Annotated in this window: 14 protein-coding genes, 1 tRNA gene and 2 rRNA genes; 10 read left to right on the plus strand and 7 right to left on the minus strand. The window is 60.3% G+C overall.

From position 1 onward, the window contains the following. The first annotated feature begins 69 nt into the window (after positions 1-69). The 4 genes from AC1DX3_RS15645 (at position 70) to AC1DX3_RS15660 (ending at position 4733) form a co-directional block, all read left to right on the plus strand. Positions 70-2944: ribosomal RNA gene (locus AC1DX3_RS15645) — 23S ribosomal RNA — on the plus strand. A 140-nt stretch (positions 2945-3084) separates the two neighbouring features. Then, positions 3085-3199: ribosomal RNA gene (gene rrf / locus AC1DX3_RS15650) — 5S ribosomal RNA — on the plus strand. A 163-nt stretch (positions 3200-3362) separates the two neighbouring features. Next, positions 3363-3439: transfer RNA gene (locus tag AC1DX3_RS15655), tRNA-Met, on the plus strand. 142 nt (positions 3440-3581) lie between these two features. After that, complete coding sequence (locus AC1DX3_RS15660; RefSeq protein ID WP_476990250.1) at positions 3582-4733, plus strand: acyltransferase family protein; 1152 nt, start codon at positions 3582-3584, stop codon at positions 4731-4733. Between the two features lie 11 nt (positions 4734-4744). Here the strand turns inward: AC1DX3_RS15660 and AC1DX3_RS15665 are convergent, their stop codons facing one another. The 3 genes from AC1DX3_RS15665 to AC1DX3_RS15675 all read right to left on the minus strand — a co-directional run bounded on the left by AC1DX3_RS15665 (position 4745) and on the right by AC1DX3_RS15675 (position 9624). Continuing rightward, the gene (locus AC1DX3_RS15665; protein ID WP_476990251.1) at positions 4745-7051 is read right to left on the minus strand and encodes a Tat pathway signal protein; all 2307 of its coding nucleotides are present in this window, start codon (positions 7049-7051) and stop codon (positions 4745-4747) included. A gap of 67 nt (positions 7052-7118) precedes the next feature. Further along, positions 7119-8888, minus strand: coding sequence for a DUF885 domain-containing protein (locus tag AC1DX3_RS15670; RefSeq protein WP_476990252.1), 1770 nt, complete (start codon positions 8886-8888; stop codon positions 7119-7121). Positions 8889-8973: 85 nt separating this feature from the next. After that, complete coding sequence (locus tag AC1DX3_RS15675; protein ID WP_476990253.1) at positions 8974-9624, minus strand: FABP family protein; 651 nt, start codon at positions 9622-9624, stop codon at positions 8974-8976. Positions 9625-9957: 333 nt separating this feature from the next. Here AC1DX3_RS15675 and AC1DX3_RS15680 point away from each other — a divergent pair, with 333 nt between their 5' ends. Then, positions 9958-10677, plus strand: coding sequence for a hemerythrin domain-containing protein (locus AC1DX3_RS15680; RefSeq protein WP_476990254.1), 720 nt, complete (start codon positions 9958-9960; stop codon positions 10675-10677). On the opposite strand, the gene AC1DX3_RS15685 is transcribed toward AC1DX3_RS15680, so the two are convergent. Next, positions 10674-11222 (minus strand): glutathione peroxidase, encoded by a 549-nt coding sequence (locus AC1DX3_RS15685; protein ID WP_476990255.1) that lies wholly within the window; start codon positions 11220-11222, stop codon positions 10674-10676. The two genes, AC1DX3_RS15680 and AC1DX3_RS15685, sit on opposite strands and share 4 nt — an antisense overlap. Before the next feature lie 9 nt (positions 11223-11231). Then, positions 11232-11753, minus strand: a complete 522-nt coding sequence (locus tag AC1DX3_RS15690) for a DUF1697 domain-containing protein (RefSeq protein WP_476990256.1) — start codon at positions 11751-11753, stop codon at positions 11232-11234. A 115-nt stretch (positions 11754-11868) separates the two neighbouring features. Here AC1DX3_RS15690 and AC1DX3_RS15695 point away from each other — a divergent pair, with 115 nt between their 5' ends. The 3 genes from AC1DX3_RS15695 to AC1DX3_RS15705 are packed head-to-tail and all read left to right on the plus strand — an operon-like array spanning position 11869 to position 14839. Further along, positions 11869-12468 carry an alpha-ketoglutarate-dependent dioxygenase AlkB gene (locus AC1DX3_RS15695; RefSeq protein WP_476990257.1) on the plus strand — a complete coding sequence of 200 codons (600 nt, stop codon included), beginning with the start codon at positions 11869-11871 and terminating at the stop codon, positions 12466-12468. 44 nt (positions 12469-12512) lie between these two features. After that, positions 12513-13184: a peptidoglycan DD-metalloendopeptidase family protein gene (locus AC1DX3_RS15700; RefSeq protein ID WP_476990258.1), complete on the plus strand. Its 672-nt coding sequence runs from the start codon at positions 12513-12515 to the stop codon at positions 13182-13184. Then, complete coding sequence (locus AC1DX3_RS15705; protein ID WP_476990259.1) at positions 13178-14839, plus strand: PQQ-dependent sugar dehydrogenase; 1662 nt, start codon at positions 13178-13180, stop codon at positions 14837-14839. The genes AC1DX3_RS15700 and AC1DX3_RS15705 overlap by 7 nt, the downstream gene beginning before the upstream one ends. Here AC1DX3_RS15705 and AC1DX3_RS15710 read toward each other — a convergent pair. After that, positions 14788-15753 carry a LysR family transcriptional regulator gene (locus tag AC1DX3_RS15710; protein WP_476990260.1) on the minus strand — a complete coding sequence of 322 codons (966 nt, stop codon included), beginning with the start codon at positions 15751-15753 and terminating at the stop codon, positions 14788-14790. The two genes, AC1DX3_RS15705 and AC1DX3_RS15710, sit on opposite strands and share 52 nt — an antisense overlap. Positions 15754-15880: 127 nt before the next feature. On the opposite strand from AC1DX3_RS15710, the gene AC1DX3_RS15715 reads away from it, so the two are divergent. Continuing rightward, positions 15881-16705, plus strand: coding sequence for an MBL fold metallo-hydrolase (locus tag AC1DX3_RS15715; RefSeq protein ID WP_476990261.1), 825 nt, complete (start codon positions 15881-15883; stop codon positions 16703-16705). Between the two features lie 2 nt (positions 16706-16707). Continuing rightward, on the plus strand, positions 16708-17100 hold the full coding sequence (locus AC1DX3_RS15720; protein WP_476990262.1) for a nuclear transport factor 2 family protein: 393 nt from the start codon (positions 16708-16710) through the stop codon (positions 17098-17100). A 49-nt stretch (positions 17101-17149) separates the two neighbouring features. Here AC1DX3_RS15720 and AC1DX3_RS15725 read toward each other — a convergent pair whose 3' ends face one another. Next, positions 17150-19402 (minus strand): sensor domain-containing protein, encoded by a 2253-nt coding sequence (locus AC1DX3_RS15725; RefSeq protein WP_476990263.1) that lies wholly within the window; start codon positions 19400-19402, stop codon positions 17150-17152. Positions 19403-19471 lie beyond the last annotated feature (69 nt).

The raw sequence follows: 19471 nt of genomic DNA on the forward strand, positions 1-19471 counted from the left end.
GGGATCGTGCCTTTCGACAAGGGCCTGGTGAGTGCGTGTGTTGTTGTAAACATAAGTTTCATTGAGAACGATCAAGCGTTAAAGGGCTTCTGACGGATGCCTTGGCGTAGAGAGGCGATGAAGGACGTAGCAAGCTGCGATAAGATGCGGGGAGGCGCTAGCACCCATTGATCCGCATATTTCCGAATGGGGAAACCCACCTTTACGGTCCTCTCATTTTAGTGAGCCAGTTAAGTGGTTTATCTGTCTTGTTTAGCCTGTCACACAGGCGAGGCAAGGTTGATCGACTGCCCAAGCTTCGGCTTGGCTCCCGATACCTTTGGTATCGCACTAAAATGAGTTGGCTGTTGAAAGGTATAATGACCTGAATACATAGGGTTATTAAGCAAACCCGGTGAACTGAAACATCTCAGTAACCGGAGGAAAGGACATCAACCGAGACTTCCCTAGTAGTGGCGAGCGAACGGGAACCAGGCCAGTGCTCTTGTGACATAAAACCGAACATTCTGGAAAGGATGGCCATAGCGGGTGACAGCCCCGTAGGTGTCAAACAGCAAGAGACTCGAGTAGGGCGGGACACGTGAAATCCTGTCTGAACATGGGGGGACCACCCTCCAAGCCTAAGTACTCCTCTACGACCGATAGTGAACAAGTACCGTGAGGGAAAGGTGAAAAGCACCCCGACAAGGGGAGTGAAACAGATCCTGAAATCGGAAGCCTACAAGCAGTCGGAGCCCCCAAGCGGGGTGACGGCGTACCTTTTGTATAATGGGTCAGCGACTTCATGTGCCGAGCAAGCTTAAGCCGTTAGGTGTAGGCGTAGCGAAAGCGAGTTTGAATAGAGCGTTAAGTTCGTTGCATGACGACCCGAAACTAGGTGATCTATCCATGAGCAGGATGAAGGTACAGTAACATGTGCTGGAGGTCCGAACACATATCTGTTGAAAAAGATTGTGATGACTTGTGGATAGGGGTGAAAGGCCAATCAAACCTAGACATAGCTGGTTCTCCGCGAAATCTATTTAGGTAGAGCGTCGAATTTATTCCTCGGGGGGTAGAGCACTGGATGGATGCGGGCTGCGCGAGTGGTACCAATTCTAACCAAACTCCGAATACCCGAGAGAACTGTTCGGCAGACACACTGTGGGTGCTAACGTCCATGGTGAAAAGGGAAACAACCCTAACCTGCATCTAAGGCCCCCAAATTATGGCTAAGTGGGAAACGATGTGGGATTGCTTTGACAATCAGGAGGTTGGCTTAGAAGCAGCCATCCTTTAAAGATAGCGTAACAGCTCACTGATCAAGCGATCCTGCGCGGAAAATGTAACGGGGCTAAAGCCATGTGCCGAAGATCAGGGCTTGCATAGCAAGCGGTAGCGGAGCGTTCCGTAAGCCAGTGAAGGTCAATCGTGAGGTTGGCTGGAGGTATCGGAAGTGAGAATGCTGACATGAGTAGCGATAAAGAGTGTGAGAGACACTCTCGCCGAAAGACCAAGGGTTCCTACGTAAAGCTAATCTGCGTAGGGTTAGCCAGCCCCTAAGGCGAGGCCGAAAGGCGTAGTCGATGGGAACCAGGTAAATATTCCTGGGCCAGTATGAAGTGACGGATGAGGTAACTTGTGAGGGCTTATTGGATTGCTCCTTGCAGGGAACTTGTCCCTGGAAATAACTCATACAGAGACTGTACCCGAAACCGACACAGGTGGTCAGGTAGAGTATACCAAGGCGCTTGAGAGAACTATGCTGAAGGAACTCGGCAAATTACACGCGTAACTTCGGGATAAGCGTGACTTCATATTGGGCAACCAGTATGAAGTGGCACAGGCTAGGGGGTAGCGACTGTTTATCAAAAACACAGGGCTCTGCGAAGCTGTAAAGCGACGTATAGGGTCTGACGCCTGCCCGGTGCCGGAAGGTTAAAAGGAGTGGTGCAAGCTGCGAATTGAAGCCCCGGTAAACGGCGGCCGTAACTATAACGGTCCTAAGGTAGCGAAATTCCTTGTCGGGTAAGTTCCGACCTGCACGAATGGCGTAACGACTTCCCCACTGTCTCCAGCATAGGCTCAGCGAAATTGAATTCCCCGTGAAGATGCGGGGTTCCCGCGGTCAGACGGAAAGACCCTATGAACCTTTACTATAGCTTCGCCTTGGCGTTAGCAGCAACATGTGTAGGATAGGTGGGAGGCTATGAAGCGCGGGCGCCAGTCTGCGTGGAGCCATCCTTGAAATACCACCCTTATTGCTGCTGACGTCTAACCGAGACCCATTATCTGGGTCCGGGACATGGCGTGGTGGGTAGTTTGACTGGGGCGGTCGCCTCCCAAAGTGTAACGGAGGCGCGCGATGGTGGGCTCAGAACGGTCGGAAATCGTTCGACGAGTGCAATGGCATAAGCCCGCCTGACTGCGAGACTGACAAGTCGAGCAGAGACGAAAGTCGGCCATAGTGATCCGGTGGTCCTGCGTGGAAGGGCCATCGCTCAACGGATAAAAGGTACTCTAGGGATAACAGGCTGATTTTGCCCAAGAGTCCATATCGACGGCAAAGTTTGGCACCTCGATGTCGGCTCATCACATCCTGGGGCTGGAGCAGGTCCCAAGGGTATGGCTGTTCGCCATTTAAAGTGGTACGTGAGCTGGGTTCAGAACGTCGTGAGACAGTTTGGTCCCTATCTGCCGTGGGTGTACGAGACTTGAGAGGATCTGTCCCTAGTACGAGAGGACCGGGATGGACATACCTCTGGTGGACCTGTCGTGGCGCCAGCCGCGCAGCAGGGTAGCTAAGTATGGAAGGGATAACCGCTGAAAGCATCTAAGCGGGAAACCCACCTCAAAACAAGGTCTCGCTGAGGATCGTGGTAGACCACCACGTTGATAGGCTGGGTGTGGAAGCTCCGTGAGGAGTGAAGCTAACCAGTACTAATAATCCGATAGGCTTGATCGTTCCTCAATCAAATTTATGGAACAACATCAACATACACCGTAAAATGTCATACCTCCTGCGATTGTCTAATCAGCCGTCGCAGTGAGTTTAAGTGCTCAAAGCACTTCGCAATGTCTTCTCAAACCCCTGTATTCTATTGACCTGGTGGCTATGCCGGAAGGTCCCCACCCGATCCCATTCCGAACTCGGTCGTTAAGCCTTCCTGGGCCGATGGTACTTTGTCTTAAGTCACGGGAGAGTAGGTCGTCGCCAGGTCTATAGAATACAGCGGTTGTTAGCGCGAAAGCGCAGCCCTTCATTACAACAACTCAGAGACCGTCAGGCCAACACGCTTGGCGGTCTTTTTGTTTATCGCTTACACATATTGCCCGCGTTAAAGTACACTGAGCAAAGCGAAGGACTTTAACGCGAGATGTGTCGCGGGGTGGAGCAGCCCGGTAGCTCGTCAGGCTCATAACCTGAAGGTCGTAGGTTCAAATCCTGCCCCCGCAACCAACTTTAAAAAAAGCCGCTGAACACACGTTCGGCGGTTTTTTTGCGTTTCGCTTATTGCGGCTACAGGGCGTATAATCGGCAGGTAAAGACTGTCCACGGCGGAGGATCGGTCCTTCGTCGCGATGACACAGCGAGTTCGCCGATGTCCCATGCAGACGCGACCCTACACAATGACGAGCCCGACCATACCAGTACGGGCAAGGACCATTTCGAAGTGCTCGACGGGTTGCGGGGCAGCGCCGCCATCCTGGTTGTGGCGTTCCACATCATGAGCATGGCGACGGCGATCGATTCTCCGCTGAACGTGCTCCATCATGCCTATCTCGCCGTCGACTTCTTCTTCGCCCTGTCGGGATTCGTCATCGCCTATGCCTATGACGATCGCCGGCAAAGCCTGACGGCCGGGCAGTTCTTGCTGATCCGCATCGTACGTTTGCATCCGTTGGTGATCCTGGGCACGCTCCTCGGCTTGCTGAGCTTTGTTTTTGATCCCTTTGCCGGCGACACCCAGCATACGACCCTACAAACCCTGCTGGTGGCGTTGGCTGCGGCGCTCCTGCTCATTCCGTCCGCGTCCTTGCCCAATCGATGGACGGACACGCATAGCTTCAACGGGCCGGCTTGGTCGCTGTTTCAGGAATATATCGGCAATATCGCCTATGCCCTTCTGTTGCGTCATGTCGGCACAAGGTTCCTGGCCTTTCTGGCGGTGTGCGCCGGCGCAGCCCTGATCATCGTTGCCTATGGCCAGGATACGCTCAACCGCGGTTGGGGATGGGATGATATGGGCACGGGCACGGTACGCATGGCGTTCTCCTTTATCACCGGCCTGTGGCTCTACCGCCTGCGTGACCGCTTGCCAAAGCTGGACCTCAACTGGATCGTGCTCACCTTGGTCCTAGCCGCGGTCTTCATGGTGCCGAACCAGCCGGCTATAGGTAGCCTCAAACTCAACGGGCTTTACGACGCCGCCATGGTCATCCTCGTATTCCCGTGGGTCGTCGTGGCGGGTTCCTATGCCAGACCGCACGGCGCCATGCTGGACCTGTGCAAGCTGGCCGGGCGCATTTCCTACCCGCTCTATATCACGCACTATCCGGTTCTCTATGTCTTCCTGAATTACGTGACATTTACCAAGCCCGCACCGGTTATGACCCTGTCGATCGGACTCGGTCTGCTGCCGGCCTTACTTATAAGCGCCTGGGTTTTTGTGAAGTTCTGGGATGAGCCTATTCGAGCGGCGTTGCGGCGTCGGCTAAGTCCTGCACCCGTCCTCCAGATACCTGGCCTGTAGTGCTGCGGCTGCTAAGTGAAATCCGCCTCGACCGTCATCTGTGCCGCATTGCCGGGCGCGAATACGGCGGTCTCGCCGTCCAGCTTGACCGTCTTGCCATCGATGCGGACGCGGGTCAGCCGCCGCTCTTTCGGCAGGCGTAACCGCAACTGCACCTGGCCGGCCCTTCCTTTGTCGTGGAAGGCGATCCGGCCGGCGACCGTTTTCGCCATCCTGTCGGCCTGCAGGCTGAGATCGACGCGGCCCCAACGCGTTGGTGCGCCGGAAATGGCGATTGTTTCGCCCGAGCCCAGCCAGTCACGCGGGATCGCCCGGCCGAGATAGAGAACCTCATCGTCCGAGGCTTCGAACACCAGCATCCAGCGCACCAGTTTCGGGATCGTCAGCTGCGCCGGAATGCAATAGAGCGGCAGGCCGCCGTCGATATCCGAGACCTCTCCTGCCACCCAGGTGCCGGGCGTATGCGAATGGTAGCGGTGGGAGTGCAGGAACAGCAGATACTCCTCGATGCGGTCGGAGCGCAGCAATTGTTGGGCATAGCCGTAGGAAATGAAGCCCAATTGACTGCGTGAGGTTTCATTGGCCGGGGCGATATTGGCGACCACGCCGATACAGGTGCCGCCATGGCCGCGCACGCCGTCGATCACGGTCTGGGCCAGGTCGTCCGGCAAGACGTCGGCGTGCAGCATCTCGGCATAGACACGGTGTGCCCAGCCCTGTTCCGTGCGCTGCTTCTTTTCGTGTGCCTCGGCATAGGCTTGGCGGTGCGTCAGATGCGTGCCGGGCAGGACGGCGAGATAGGGCGGCGTGAGATCCCGGCGCAGCCATTGCCGCATGGTCGTGATCAGTTGCGCCTGCAGGCTGTCGGATCGCGCAGCCAATTCCGGCAAGGGCTCGCGCGAGACCAGCGGCCAAACCCGGGCGATGTCGCGCCAGCCGCGTACGGCGAAGGCCGAATTGTTCCAATAGGGCTTCCACCACAGGCTGGGATCCGGATGCAGGCAAGCATCCGACTCGCTCCAGCCGTCGATCAGGCCGAAACCGGGATCGCCGGCGGGCTTCTTGAGACTCAGATCGTGCAATTCGGTCAGCAGGGTCACAGTATTGGCGATCTTGCCGGCATGGCGGTTCAGGGTTGCGGCGTCACCGGTATAGTTGAGATAGCGCGCCAGCAGGCTGAGCGTCAGGCCGTATTGCGGCACTTCCGGCCCGCGCATATTGACCATGCCGTCGGCGGCGACGAACTGATCGAAATAGTTGTCGATGACCGCCCTGGCTTGGTCGAACCGCCCCCATTCCAGGTTGGCATAGAGCGACGAGGTGAAAATGTCCTGGAAGCCGTCATATTCCGGGCCGAAATAATCGCGATCGACGACGCCGTATTTTGGATAGGTGCCGCCGGGTCGAGTGATCAGTTCTTTGACGAAGGCGTGGCTGACCATATCGGCCAGCGCCTTGTCGGGGAGGGTGACGGCAGCCTGGTCTTTCACCTCCCCTTGCCAATAGGTCGCGAAATCCAGCAGGGCGGCATAGAAGTCGGCGGCCTCGGGCGCTTGGCGCCGCGGCGGGAACGGCGTGTACGAATAACCGAAGCCGGTCTTGACCGGCCGACCGTCGTCATATTGCACCGTGCGATGCCAGGTCTGGACCAAAAGTGGGTCCGTCGCCTTGACATCGGCAAACACGATCAGATCATAGTAGCGACTGTCAGACACCTGTACGATCTTATGGATGGCAGGCAGCCAGCCGCCAAGCAGGCCCTCCCACCGGGTCTTGGCCATGTCGTCCCCCTGCAATTCCTGGAAGTCGTGTTCCGGCCGGAAGCCACGTGTCCGCCCGTTGGGGAAGACCGGCATGGTGTCGCCCTGCTGGCGCGTGCCGACGAAATTCGTCCACGCCATGCGGGTATAGAGCCCCTCCGGCGTGAAGTTCCAGCCGAGAGGCGGCGCCGCGCGGCGCACCATGTCCGGGTCAGGGTCGCCCCCATGGACCAATAGCTTGTCAGCCAGCAGATCGGCATCGGCCAGGCAGATTTCCTTGACCCCTAGGCCGAGATGACTCGGTTTGATGTCGTCGAAACAGGCTTCGAGCCGTTTGCCGAGGACCAGGGCCTGACCGCCTGACACGAAGGTGATGGGCCCGTCGCGACGGCTCTGGTCTTCGTAGACGATCCAATCGCCGAATTGCGCCACCTTGGCGTGGTCGGTTATGTCGCCCGCAGATGTTAATACTGGTGTTGGTTCGGCCGCGGCAACGGCTGGTGCCGCGGCAGCAACGGCCGATCCCAACAAAAAAGCGCGGCGGTCGAAAGCAGGCATGGCAGGGCTCCGGATGACGGTATTGCGCCGCAAAGGCTTATTATAAAGGGCGGTCGAACGAATGTGCTTACGCGTTGCGGCGGGCGATCCATCGGTTCATTTTGTCGGTGAGAATGTTCAATGGCATGGGCCCTTCCATTATCAGGGCGTCATGGAAATCGCGCAGGTCGAAGTTCGAGCCCAGGGCAGTTTCAGCCGCCGATCGCAGGCCGCGGATACGGATTTCTCCGATCTTGTAGCCCAGGGCCTGGCCCGGCCAGCCGATATAGCGGTCGATTTCGCGGGCAATGGCGTCTTCCGACAGGCCGGTATTGTCGCGTAAGGTCGCCATGGCCTGATCGCGGCTCCATCCCATGGCGTGGATGCCGGTGTCGACGATCAACCGGCATGCCCGCCACATTTCCAGGGAAAGCCGGCCAAAGTCTTCGTACGGCGTCCTGTACATGCCCATCTCCTTGCCGAGATGTTCGCTGTACAGCGCCCAGCCTTCGACAAAGGCGTTGATGTCGTCCTTGCGCCGGAAGGCCGGCAAGTTGGGATTTTCCTGGGCCAGGGCGATTTGCAGGTGATGGCCTGGCACGCCCTCGTGCAGCGCCCAGGCGGGCATGCCGGGCAAGGGATTGCTGGCGACACGTTCGGTATTGACGATGACGACGCCCGGCACGCCCTGGGTCAGGTCGCCGGGATTATAGCCCGACGACGAGCTCTTCAGCTCTGACGCCACTTCGCGCACGGTCAGCGGCAGCCGCGGCAGGTTGCGGAAATACAGCGGCAGCAGGCCATTGACGCGGATGAGGGTGGCCGACACCTTTTCGAAATAGTCCTCGCCGTTCTCGGCGAAAAAGGACGGATCGGTCCGCACATAGGTCAGGAAAGCCTTGAAGTCGCCGGCGAACGACGTCTGGCCAATGACCGCGTCCATCTCGCCGCGGATGCGGTCGCGCTCATTGAGGCCCATTTGGTGGATCTCCGCCGCGCTCATATCGACCGAGGCATAAAGACGGATCAGATAGCGGTAATAATCGCCACCGTTCGGCACAGCGCCGATCCCCAGAGCTTCCGGCGCCATGGGCAAATAGGCGGTTTCAAGAAAGTCGCCTACGCGCAATTCCGCCGGCCGAACACCTGTACGAACGGCGTGCACGGCTGCTGTCAGCAGGTCGGCACGCAGCGAAGCTGGCAAGTTATCGGGCAAGGCCTTGATAGGATTGAGCAGGCTGTGCGACTCGACCGGCTGGGCGATATGGGCTCTCACATTGTCGAGGGCTTGCTGCGTGACCAGACGCGGCCGCATAAAGCCCGAGGCGATGCCGCGCCGCATATTGATGATCTGTGCATGGTAATAGCCGGGCAGGGCGTTCAGCTTGGCGACCCAGGCCCTGGCTTGGGCCTCGCTGCGCAAAACTACGCCCAGGGCGGCATAGTCCGGCGTGGTGAAGAAGCCGTCGCCCGTAGTGAAGGGCAGGCGACCCTCGTCGAAGCCGAGCCCCACAAGCGCGACGGCGATGCGGTCGCGCAACAGATCGCGGTTCAGCTGTTGATCTTCGCTGAGCGCGGCCGGGACCAAGCCGTCCAGTTTGGCGGCCAGGGCCCTCAAGCTTGCGGCGAAATCAGCCAAGGCCTCTGGGCTGTCGTCGGGCCATTGCGCCAGAGCCTTCAGGTCGCCATGCTGTCCAGCGGTGACCGGGTCGCGTTGCGCCATGGTTTCAGTATAGGCAACGATAATGGCTTCCATCGTCGCGTCGCCGGATGGAGCCGCCATGGCCGAAGAGGCCGCAACGGTGTTGGCTATGGCGGCTACGCCTAACCATTGCGCCATATCCCGCTTCGTCATCATGGCGACCTCCACATCGGCGATGTGGTATACGGTATACAAAACTGTCGAAAGCGTCAACAGGCCTTATGCGGAAACGGTTCCCGGTTCAGGACACCTTCGTGGTCGCGATGACGAAGAGGGGATTCGGCTTCACTTCGCCGATTTTTGTCAAGGTGTTGACGTCGCGGTGACGGAAAAGCTCGTCCTGGCCGAGTACCGCCAGCATGATGTCAGAGATGTACGACCATGTGCCGTCCGGGTGGAAGGTTACGGTCAACATATAGGACTCTGTGCGAAAAGCATGCTCGAGGAACGGCGTCGAAACGATACCGAAGTCGGTCGCTCCGCGCTTGGCAGAAACGACGACGACATTACCGTCCTTGCTGGCCCGGCCGCCGGCCAGGACCGCCTGGCCACGTGGTATGGTCAGGGACTGCATAATCATCCCAGTCTTCACTTCCCACAGCCAGTAGCCGACCTGGTCGTGGAAGGTGATGTCTTCCTCTTCGGTATTGACATGGACATGATAGCGCAGCCYATAAAGCAGTTGGGGACCATTGGCCTGAGGATCGATCGGTTGCATCTCGATGCGCTCGATATAGGGACGGCGTTCCGGGCCGTCGGCCTTGGGGTTGATATCAGTACCCTTGCGGCCTTCCCAGATACCCGCCAGCCGCGCCAGGGGGCCGAGATTGGCCAGCGTATCCGGATCGACATCCTCGGGCTCGGTGAAAATGTCTTCGATAGTTGATGTCATGGCTGAGCGACTCCGGATTGGTTTGGGATATCGCGCCATAAAGCAGAAGCCCGGTGCGGTGGGCAAGGGGTCACCTGCGATACGTGGCCACCGGGCCAGACCGGTAATCCGGTCCTGCTGTACCAGTTTTGATGAAGCGAAGTCCCCGCCAGGCCAAAAACCGCACATGGTAGAACCTTGTTACGCATTACCAATTTGTAATCGAAATATCGCTTTATTACAAAGCCTTAATTAGATTTTACGTGAGGCGCGAATTAACACGCCGTTATCAGTAAGCGTTTCCATACAACCATCGCAGCCGTTCGGGCTGCTTTTTCTTTTTAAGGTTCATCCATGACCCATGCTCCCGTGACCCCCGCCAGCGCGGACACTTTCGGCCGCCACGACGCTTATAAATATATCCACAAGGGCTTGCGCATGGCGCAGTGCCAGATGCTGGTGCAACTGGGCCAGGCCGATTTCGCTGCTGAAGGTGCGGCTGACTTGCTGGCCGAGCTGCGCGCCTTGATGGCGTTCGGCGCCCTCCATATCGGCCACGAGGAAACCCATGTCCACGTCCATCTTAACGACCGGGAGCCGTCCTCGACCGAAGCCCTGGACCGCGACCACGCCGAACACCGCCAAAGTTTCGCTCGCCTCGAAGCTCTCATCGAACAGGTCGAGATTGCCGCCTTGCACGACAAGGCTGCAGCCGGCCACCGTCTCTACCTGGTCTACGCCCTGTTTATCGCCCACGATTTCGAACACATGAACGAAGAAGAAACGGTCAATAACGACCGCCTGTGGCGCCTGTTCAATGATGATCAGATCATCGCCATGGAACGCAGCATTGTCGCTTCGCTGTCCCCGGAAAAAGCCATGTTCTCGATGCGCTTGATGCTGCCGGCCCTGAGCCGCGACGAACGTGCCGGTTTCCTGACCGCCATCCGCCCGGGCGTGCCGGCCGAAGCCTTTACCGCGATGATCGAACATGTCGCGCGACCGAACCTGGCGCCGGCGGACTTTGCCGATTTGCGCGACCGTCTGGGCATGACGCTCAGCGCGGTCGCCTAAGCCTTTGCAAGCTCGCGCTCGACCGCGGCGACCAGACGCGGATCGTCGGCCGTCACGTCGGGCGCGAACCGTTCCACGACCTCGCCATGGCGGCTGACCAGGAACTTTTCGAAGTTCCACAGCACTTCGCCGGGCGGGCTGACGGGAATGCCAAACTTTTCCAGGCGTTCGCGCATCGGCCCGGCGCTAACCGCGTCGGGTTGGGCGCGGGTGAAGACGTCGTACAGCGGGTGTTTGTCGGCGCCGACAACGCTGATCTTGCCGAACATCGGGAAGGTGACATCAAACGTGGTCGTGCAGAAATCGGCGATCTCGGCTTCGCTGCCCGGCTCCTGGGCCAGGAAATTATTGGCTGGAAAGCCGAGGACTTCCAATCCCGCCGGCGCTTTCGCGCGATAGAGGGCTTCCAGGCCTTCATATTGCGGCGTCAGGCCGCATTTCGACGCCACATTGACCGCCAGCAGAACCTTGCCGCGGTAATCGGCGAGTGTCGCCGGTTGGCCGTCGATGCGGCGCAAGGGGATGTCGTAAAGCGTCTCGGTCATGGTGGTCTCCTACAGGATATCTGCAATCTTGCGCACGGTATTCAGGTTGCGCAAGGTCCCCGTGCCCATCTTCTGCGATGTTAATAGCCCGAGCAGGCGAGACTCGCTGGCTTTGCCGGTGAAGCGTACCCAGACGTCGCCATGACGCTCGGCGATCTGTTCGCCCCCGACCCGGGCGCGCAAAGCTTCCATCGCTTCGCTGGTCACCGGCCGGCGCATGACCCGAACGATCAGCTGGCTGCCGTCCTCGTCTCCGAACGGGTGGCCGGCCAGTAACTGACGCCAGTCGTCCGCCGTGCGTACGATGATATCGATATGTTTGCCGAAAGCCTTGGCGCAGTCGGTTTCCAGGGCGCCCTCGATCTTCGAGACGCTCTGTTCCGGCGCCTCGAACACCAGGTTACCGGTGGCGAACACCGTGCGCGGATTCGCATAGCCGAGACCGTCAGCCACGGCTTTCAGGTCGGCCGTGACGACGCGCCGCGCCTTGGTCAGAACGATGCTGTACAGCAGGGCAACATACGTCGTCATCACGATCTCCACAGGTTTCCCATCCTCGGGCTATTTTCCCGCTTGATCAAGTCGGCCATTTATGTTCACTATTTGTTCATGGTGTGGTGCAGGTGACAAACTTATCGGGTGTCCCATGGCAGAAGCCGCCGACCGTTTTCAGCGCACGACATTTTCCCTGTTCGGGCCGCCGTCGATTCCGGGCCTCAGCTACTGGCCGGACTTTATCAGCGAAGCCGAGGAACGCGCGCTTCTCAACCTGATCGACGCCCAACCATGGAACACCGACATCAAACGGCGGACGCAATATTACGGCGGCCGTTACCGTGATGAAAACGGCAACCCCGGTCAGGCCGGCATCCTGCCCGAATGGCTGAAACCCTATGCCGAACGCCTGCGCCAACAGGGTCATTTCCCGCGCACACCCGACCGTGCCGGCATCAACGACTACGCACCGGGCGCAGGCATCGGCGCTCACCGCGATCTGGGCGGCGAGGCTATCGAAATTATCGCCATCATCAGTTTGAACGCGGCCATCATGTTCGAAATGACGCGCATCGGCTTCGAGACCCAACCGCATTACCTGCAACCCCGCAGCCTGTTCATCATGCAAGGCGAGGCCCGTCACAAATGGTTCCACGGTATTCCCGGCCGCCACAGCGATCGCGTCGGCGGGCTTATCGTACCGCGAAGGCGGCGGGTGTCGATAACGTTTCGTTGTGTTGCGCCGGACTAGACGTGGCAGTGCCAAACGTTATGATAGCGCCGAAGGAGATGGCAATGTTCGAAGACGATGACCTGGTCGCGCGCCGCCACAACGCCTTTACCACCTGGCTGCAGGCGCGTCCGCACCCCAGCTCCGAAATTGTCCCCGGTGTGCATGCCGGTTTCACGCAGCTGCGCCTCGATGCCGCTAACCTAGCTGACGATTGGCAAAGCCTGCCGGCGAATCGCCTTTATGTAGGCGGCTATGACGAGGACCGCGCCATCTATGACGGGCCGGTCTTCGCCGTCGGAGCCGGGGAGGAGCCGCGCACGATCCATCTCGGGATCGACCTGTTCGCCGCCGCCGTCACGCCGGTGTATGCGCCGCTCGCGGGCCGTGTCCACAGCTTCCAGGACAATGCCAACCCCAAGGATTACGGCCCGACCATCATCCTCGAACACACGGTCACGGCCGACCTGACCTTCTACACGCTGTACGGCCATTTGAGCCGCCAATCCCTTATCGGCCTGCATGTCGGTCAGGACATCGCCGCCGGCGCTCAATTGGCGACTCTTGGTGCGGCCGACGTCAACGGCGGCTGGCCGCCGCACCTGCATTTTCAGGTCATTCTCGATATGGGTGGCGCGCTCGGCGACTTCCCCGGCGTCTTCAAAAAGAGCGAGCGCGCTCGCTGGAAACTGATCTGCCCTGATCCCGCCCCTTTGCTTGGAATAGCCTCATGTTGAAGTTTGTGAAAACCGCCATGGCCTTGCTGGCTGTGGCTCTCGTCCTGCCGGCCTGTTCCAACGCGGCCGATGTGGCGGCGGGAAAGGCCTATTTCCAGGCCAATTGCGCCCTGTGCCATGACGCCGGCCCGGCCATGACGATGTTTCAGGGGCCGCCCCTGTTCGGTGTTGTCGGCCGCAAGGTAGGTTCGGTGAAGGGCTTCGACTATTCCGCTGCCCTGAAAGCCGCCACCGGCAAAACCTGGACGGCGGCCACGCTCGACACCTTCCTCGCCGATCCGCAAAAGGCCATGCCAGGCACCGCCATGCCCATCCAGATCGACGACGCCCAGGACCGCAAGCACGTTATCGCCTATCTCGCCAGTCTCAACGCGCAGCCGACCAAACCGGCCGCAAAGGGCGCGGCGCCGGTCGCCGGTCCGGCCAATTTCGACTGGCATAAGGACGCGCCGGGCGTCGTCCATACGGTCACCGTTGCCGACCTGCCGAAACCCTTCGCCACCCAATCGGCCGGCAACGGCTCGACCTATGTCGCACCCGCCGACGATTTCCTGCCTAAGGTGCCGGCGGGCTTCAAGGTCTCGCTCTTCGCCAAAATCGATAGTCCGCGCCTGCTGCGCCTGGCGCCCAATGGCGACCTCTATGTCGTCGAGGAAGGACCCGGCCGCATCCTGGTTTACCGTAACCACGGCGGCGCCCTCGCTACCCAGCCGGAAACCTTCGCCGAAGATCTCAACGAGCCTTACGGTCTGAGCTTCTATCCGTCGGCAGCGCCGCAATATGCCTATGTCGCGGAGGTTGGTTCAGTCGTCCGCATCCCCATCAACGGCGGCAAGGCCGAGACCGTCATTGCCCATCTCTCGACGACCGGCGGCCACAGCACGCGTAATCTCGTCTTTTCGCCGGACGACAAATATATGTATGTTTCGATCGGCTCGGCCAGCAATGTCGCCGAAGGCATGAGCGCCACACCGCCGGGCGGGATCGACGCCTGGCAGGCCGGTCACGGCTTCGGCAGCAGTTGGGGCAGCGAGGACGGTCGCGCCGTGGTGTTGCGCTTTACGCCGGACGGTGGTGACCGCCACGTCGTCGCCACCGGCATCCGCAATTGTGTCGGCTTAAGCTTCCGACCGGGGACAAACGACCTCTATTGCACAACCAATGAACGTGACGAACTGGGGGACAATCTGGTGCCGGACTATTTCACCCGCGTCGCCGACGGACAATTCTTCGGCTGGCCCTGGTACTATCTCGGCGACCACAATGACCCGCGCCATGCTGGCGAACGCAGCGACCTAGTCAGCAAGATTACCCTGCCGGACCTCCTGTTCGTCTCGCACTCGGCGCCGCTGGGTTTTGCCTTTTACCAGGCTCCGGCCGGCGCGGCCCATGCCTTCCCCTCGGAGTACAATGGCGACGCCTTTATCGCCTTGCACGGTTCGTGGAACCGCGCCCAGCGTACCGGCTCGAAAGTCGTGCGTGTGCACATCACGGACGGCAAGCCCGACGGCAGCTATGAGGACTTCATGACGGGCTTCGTCCTTGACGACCGTCGCGTCTCAGGGCGCCCCGCTGCCGTTGCGGTCGGCCCGGACGGCGCCCTCTATGTCGGCGACGACGCCGGCGGCAAGATCTGGCGTATCGCTCCGGAATAGGTGTCGGCCACCTCCTTGTCGCGCGTCCGCGCCCTTTCGGCCTGGGCCAGCATCTCGACAAAAGCCGTCACCTTGGGTGGACGATAGCGTGCAGCGGGAAAGACGACATGAATGCCACCGGAGGGCAGCTCCCAGTCCGGCAGCATATGAACGAGCCGGCCATTCTGCACATCCCCGCCGACCAAATAGTCGGGCAGGACCGACAGACCGCTGCCGGCCCGGACCGCTTCATGGACGGCCTGGGTCGTGTCGATGGCTATCGCCGCCTGCATCCGGACGGTGTGCTGCTCTTCACCGCGCATGAAGGTCCACGATAACGGGTCACGCAAGGCCGTATTGGCGACAAACGGCGCGGCGGCCAGGTCGGCAGGCAGCCTTACGGCGGACAGGGCCAGACCCGGCCGGCCGACGAGAAGCTGCCGGAACGTGCCGATCCGTCGCGCCTGCTGGCTGGAATCGCTAAGCCAGCCGACACGGATCGCCATATCCATCTGGCCGGACACCAGTTCCAGCATCTGGTCGCTCAGCTTGAGCTCGACCCGGCATGCCGGATAACGGGCGCTGAACGCGCTGACCAGCGGAACGACGACGGCCACGCCATAGTCGTATGGCGCGGTCAGCCGCAAGGTTCCCGTCGGTTCCGCCCGCGCCTGGGCCAACTCGGCGAAGGCGTCCTCGGCTTCATGCAGGATCACCGCACAGCGACCGTGGAAGCGACGGCCGGCTTCGGTCGGCTGCAATCGCCGCGTCGTCCGCACCAGCAGGGTCGTGCCGACCTCCTGTTCCAGGCGGGCAATATGCTGGCTGACCACGGCCTTGGTGACACCCAGTTGGTCGGCGGCCCGGGTGAAGGAGCCGGTATCGACGACGGCGACGAAATAGGCCAGGCGATTAAGATTAAGGGCAAGGGACATATGGCGATCCGGACTATTGTTTGCTTTTAGCATACTTTGAGTCTGCTTTGTTGGTCTTTTGCTTGCGCGATCTGCATGTCATCTATCGTGCCGACGCACAGCTTTCGGCGCCCAAAGGAGACTTCCCATGACCACGACATCCACCCCCTTGTCCCTGCGCCATTTTCCTGCCGGCGAGTATGGCTTTTTTCGCGCTCCCGTTCTGATCTCCGGCGCCAGCGAAGCCGTGTTGATCGACGCCGGCTTCACCTATGGCGACGGCCGCGCAGTTGCCGAAGCCATCAAGGCCACAGGCAAGCGCCTGACGGCCATCTATATCTCCCAAAGCGATCCCGATTACTATTTCAGTCTCGGCCCGATCAAGGCGGCCTTTCCGGAGGCGCGCGTGCTGGCTGCCGCGGCAACCGTGGCGGCGATCGCGGCCAGCGTCGAAAAGAAGCTGGCGGTATGGGGGCCGCAATTGGGTGACAATGGCCCCCAAACCCTGGCCGATATTGTGATGCCGGAGGCCTTCGACGGCAGCCGCCTGACGGTAGACGGCGAAACCATCGTCATTGTCGACGCCGAGGGCCTGCCCAACCGCCGCTATCTGTGGGTGCCCTCGTTGAGCGCCGTCGTCGGTGGCGTCTTGATCTTCGCCGGCGTCCACGTCTGGACAGCCGACACCAAGGGCGCCGAGCAACGCGCCGCCTGGCTGGCGGCTCTGGACGGGATCGAAGCCCGTCGTCCGGCCGTCGTCATTCCTGGCCATATGACGGTGGACGCCGCGATCGACGCCTCCGCCATCGCCCACACCCGCGCCTGGCTTCAAGCCTTCGAGGCGGAACTCGCCAAATCTCCGGATTCAGCCGCCCTCAACGCTGCCATGAAGGCGCGCTTTCCGGGTCTGGGTATGGCCGTGGCCATCGATATCGGCGCCAAGGTCGCCACCGGCGAAATGCAGTGGGGCTGATCATGACGGCCAATCTCGATCTCGTCCGCGCGACCTATGAAGGCAAGTCCGAGGACAACGGACGCAATCTTCTCGCCGCCCTGGCGCCTGACGCCACCTGGACCGAAGCCGAGGGTTTCCCGTATGCCGGCATCTATGTCGGTCCGCAAGCCATCGTCGCCGGCGTCTTCCACCGCCTGGCGACCGAATGGACCGGCTATCGTGCCGAGGTCCACACCTATCTCGAAGACGGCGATCGCGTCGCCGCCTTCGGCGTCTATTCCGGCGTTTACAACGCCACCGGCAAGGCCATGCGCGCAGCGTTCGCGCATCTGTATCAATTGCGGGACGGCAAGATCGTCAGCATGATGCAATATGTCGATACGCTTGTGGTCAGCAAGGCCCTGTCGGCTTAGAGCGCCCTGACAGCCTAGTGGTCGGGGCCTTGCATTGTCGGAAGCAGAGCTAAGCCCTGACCGCCTCGCGCACCGCCGGGCCGGCTTCCCAGTCGGCGATCCAGGCGTCGAGCGCCTCTAGCTTAAGCGGCCGCGATATCAGGTAACCCTGGATTTCGTCGCAGCCCTGTTCCTGCAACAGGTCGAGCTGTTCCTGGGTTTCGACACCCTCGGCCAATACCGGCACGCCGATGGCCTGGGCCAGGCCGATGACCGCGCGGACGATGGCGCGCGCATGCACATTGACACTCAAGCCGGCGACGAACGAGCGGTCGACCTTGATCTTGTCGAACGGGAAGGTTTGCAAATAGCTGAGCGACGAATAGCCGGTGCCGAAATCGTCCATGGCGATGCGCACGCCCAGGCCTTTCAGACGGCGCAGGATATGCAGAGCGCGATCGGTATTTTCGATCAGCACGCTTTCGGTGACTTCCAACTCCAGCCGGTGCGGCGACAAACCGGTGCGGACCAGCAATTCGTGGATGAAGGTTGCCAGGTCGTCATCAACGATCTGCATCGGCGACATATTGACCGCCAGACTGTAGGGCTTCTCCCAACCGGCGGCAGTCTTGCACGCCTCCTCGAGAATCCACTTGCCGAGCTCGCCGATCAGGCCGGCCTCTTCGGCAATCGGAATGAATTCGGCCGGCGACAGATCGCCATAGTGCGGATGTTTCCAGCGCAGCAGGGCCTCGAAACCGATGATCTTGTTATCGCTCAAACGTAGTTGCGGCTGGTACACCACCGACAGCGTGTCGGTGTACCAGTTGAGGGCGTCACGCAGATCGTTTTCGAGCAGGCGGCGGTACTGCAGCGCTTCGGCCATGGACGGATCGAAGACGCGCCACACGCCCTTGCCCTGGGACTTGGCGCGGTACAAGGCCATGTCGGCGTGACGGATCAGGATGTCGGTGTCGTCGGCGTCCTGGGGGAAGAGGGCGAAGCCGAGGCTGGCGCCGGCATTGACATTGGCCTCGGTCAGGCGTTCGTGAACCTCGTTCGAGATAGCGTCGACCAGGATCTGGGCGCGCTGCTCTGCCTGGCTGATGTCGCGGATGCCGACCTGGAGCACGACGAATTCATCTCCACCAAGACGGGCAATGACGTCGCCGGCGCTTGAATGGGCCTGCAGAGTCTGGGCGACCAGGCGCAGCACCTCGTCGCCGACGGGATGGCCCAGCGTGTCATTGATCTCCTTGAAACGGTCGAGATCGATCATATGCAGGGCCAGCGAGGTATTCTGGCGGATGGCGCGTTGGGCCTCTTCGAACAGCCGGGTCTGGAAGAAGGCGCGGTTCGACAGGCCGGTCAGGACGTCATTGTGCGCCAGGTATTGGATCTTGTCCTCGAAATCGCGCTTTTCCAGGGTCAGGGTGCATAGCTGCGTACAGATGTCGATCAGGTGCTGCATGAAGGCTGTCTGGGGCAGGGGCTCGCGCGCATAAAAGGCGAAGGTGCCACATACCCGGCCGTCCTTGGCGAAGAGAGGCGTGGACCAGCATGAGGTAAAGCCCATCGGCGCCACCAGGCTGCGATAGTCCTCCCATAAAGGATCAGTGGCAATGTCGTCGACAATGACCGGCTGACCGTGCCATGCCGCCGTGCCGCACGACCCGACGCTGGGTCCGATCGGGGCGCCATCGATTGCCTGGCAGTAAAAGTCGGGCAGGCCGGGCGCTGCCATATGGCGCAACCGGCCGTCCTCGTCGACGCGCAGGATCGACATGGTGACGCCGCGCAGCAGGGCTTCGACCTCAGTGCACAGCAGGCTGAGGATGGCGCTGACCGGCTTGTCCTGGATCAGGGCTTCGAGAATCTTGCGGTGCAGATTGTCGTGCAGCTTGCTGTAGGTGATGTCGCTGAGCGAGGTGGCGTAGCGGATGTCGTCGCTTTGCCCGCCCATGACGCGGCTGGCATGGAAGGATACCCACACCGGATGGTGGGCGCGGTCATAGATCAGCATCTCGCCGCGGTGGTGTTCCGGCGTATGCCGTTCGCTGATGCCGTGAACCAGTTCGTAGCCCAGTTCAGGGCACAGGTCGTGGATGCGACGTTGGGTCAAGCTGTCGTGGTCGTTATACCCGAGCAAACGATTGAAGCCGCCATTGGCATAGATGACTCTTCCGCCGAGGTCGCTGATCATAACCGGAGTCGAGATATCGTCGAGAGCCCGCGACTTCAGCCACAAGCGTTCGGCCGCGGACATGGCCGGGTCGGCTGGGGCATAATCTGGCATGGCTAAGGGTGACAGCGTCTTCGACATGGTTTCCGGCGGTTTCACAGCCGCTCAGACTACATCAAAAGCCCTGAATAATTTCATAAGGTACGACGT

It is taken from the genome of Asticcacaulis sp. P2_B1, from assembly GCF_056404915.1.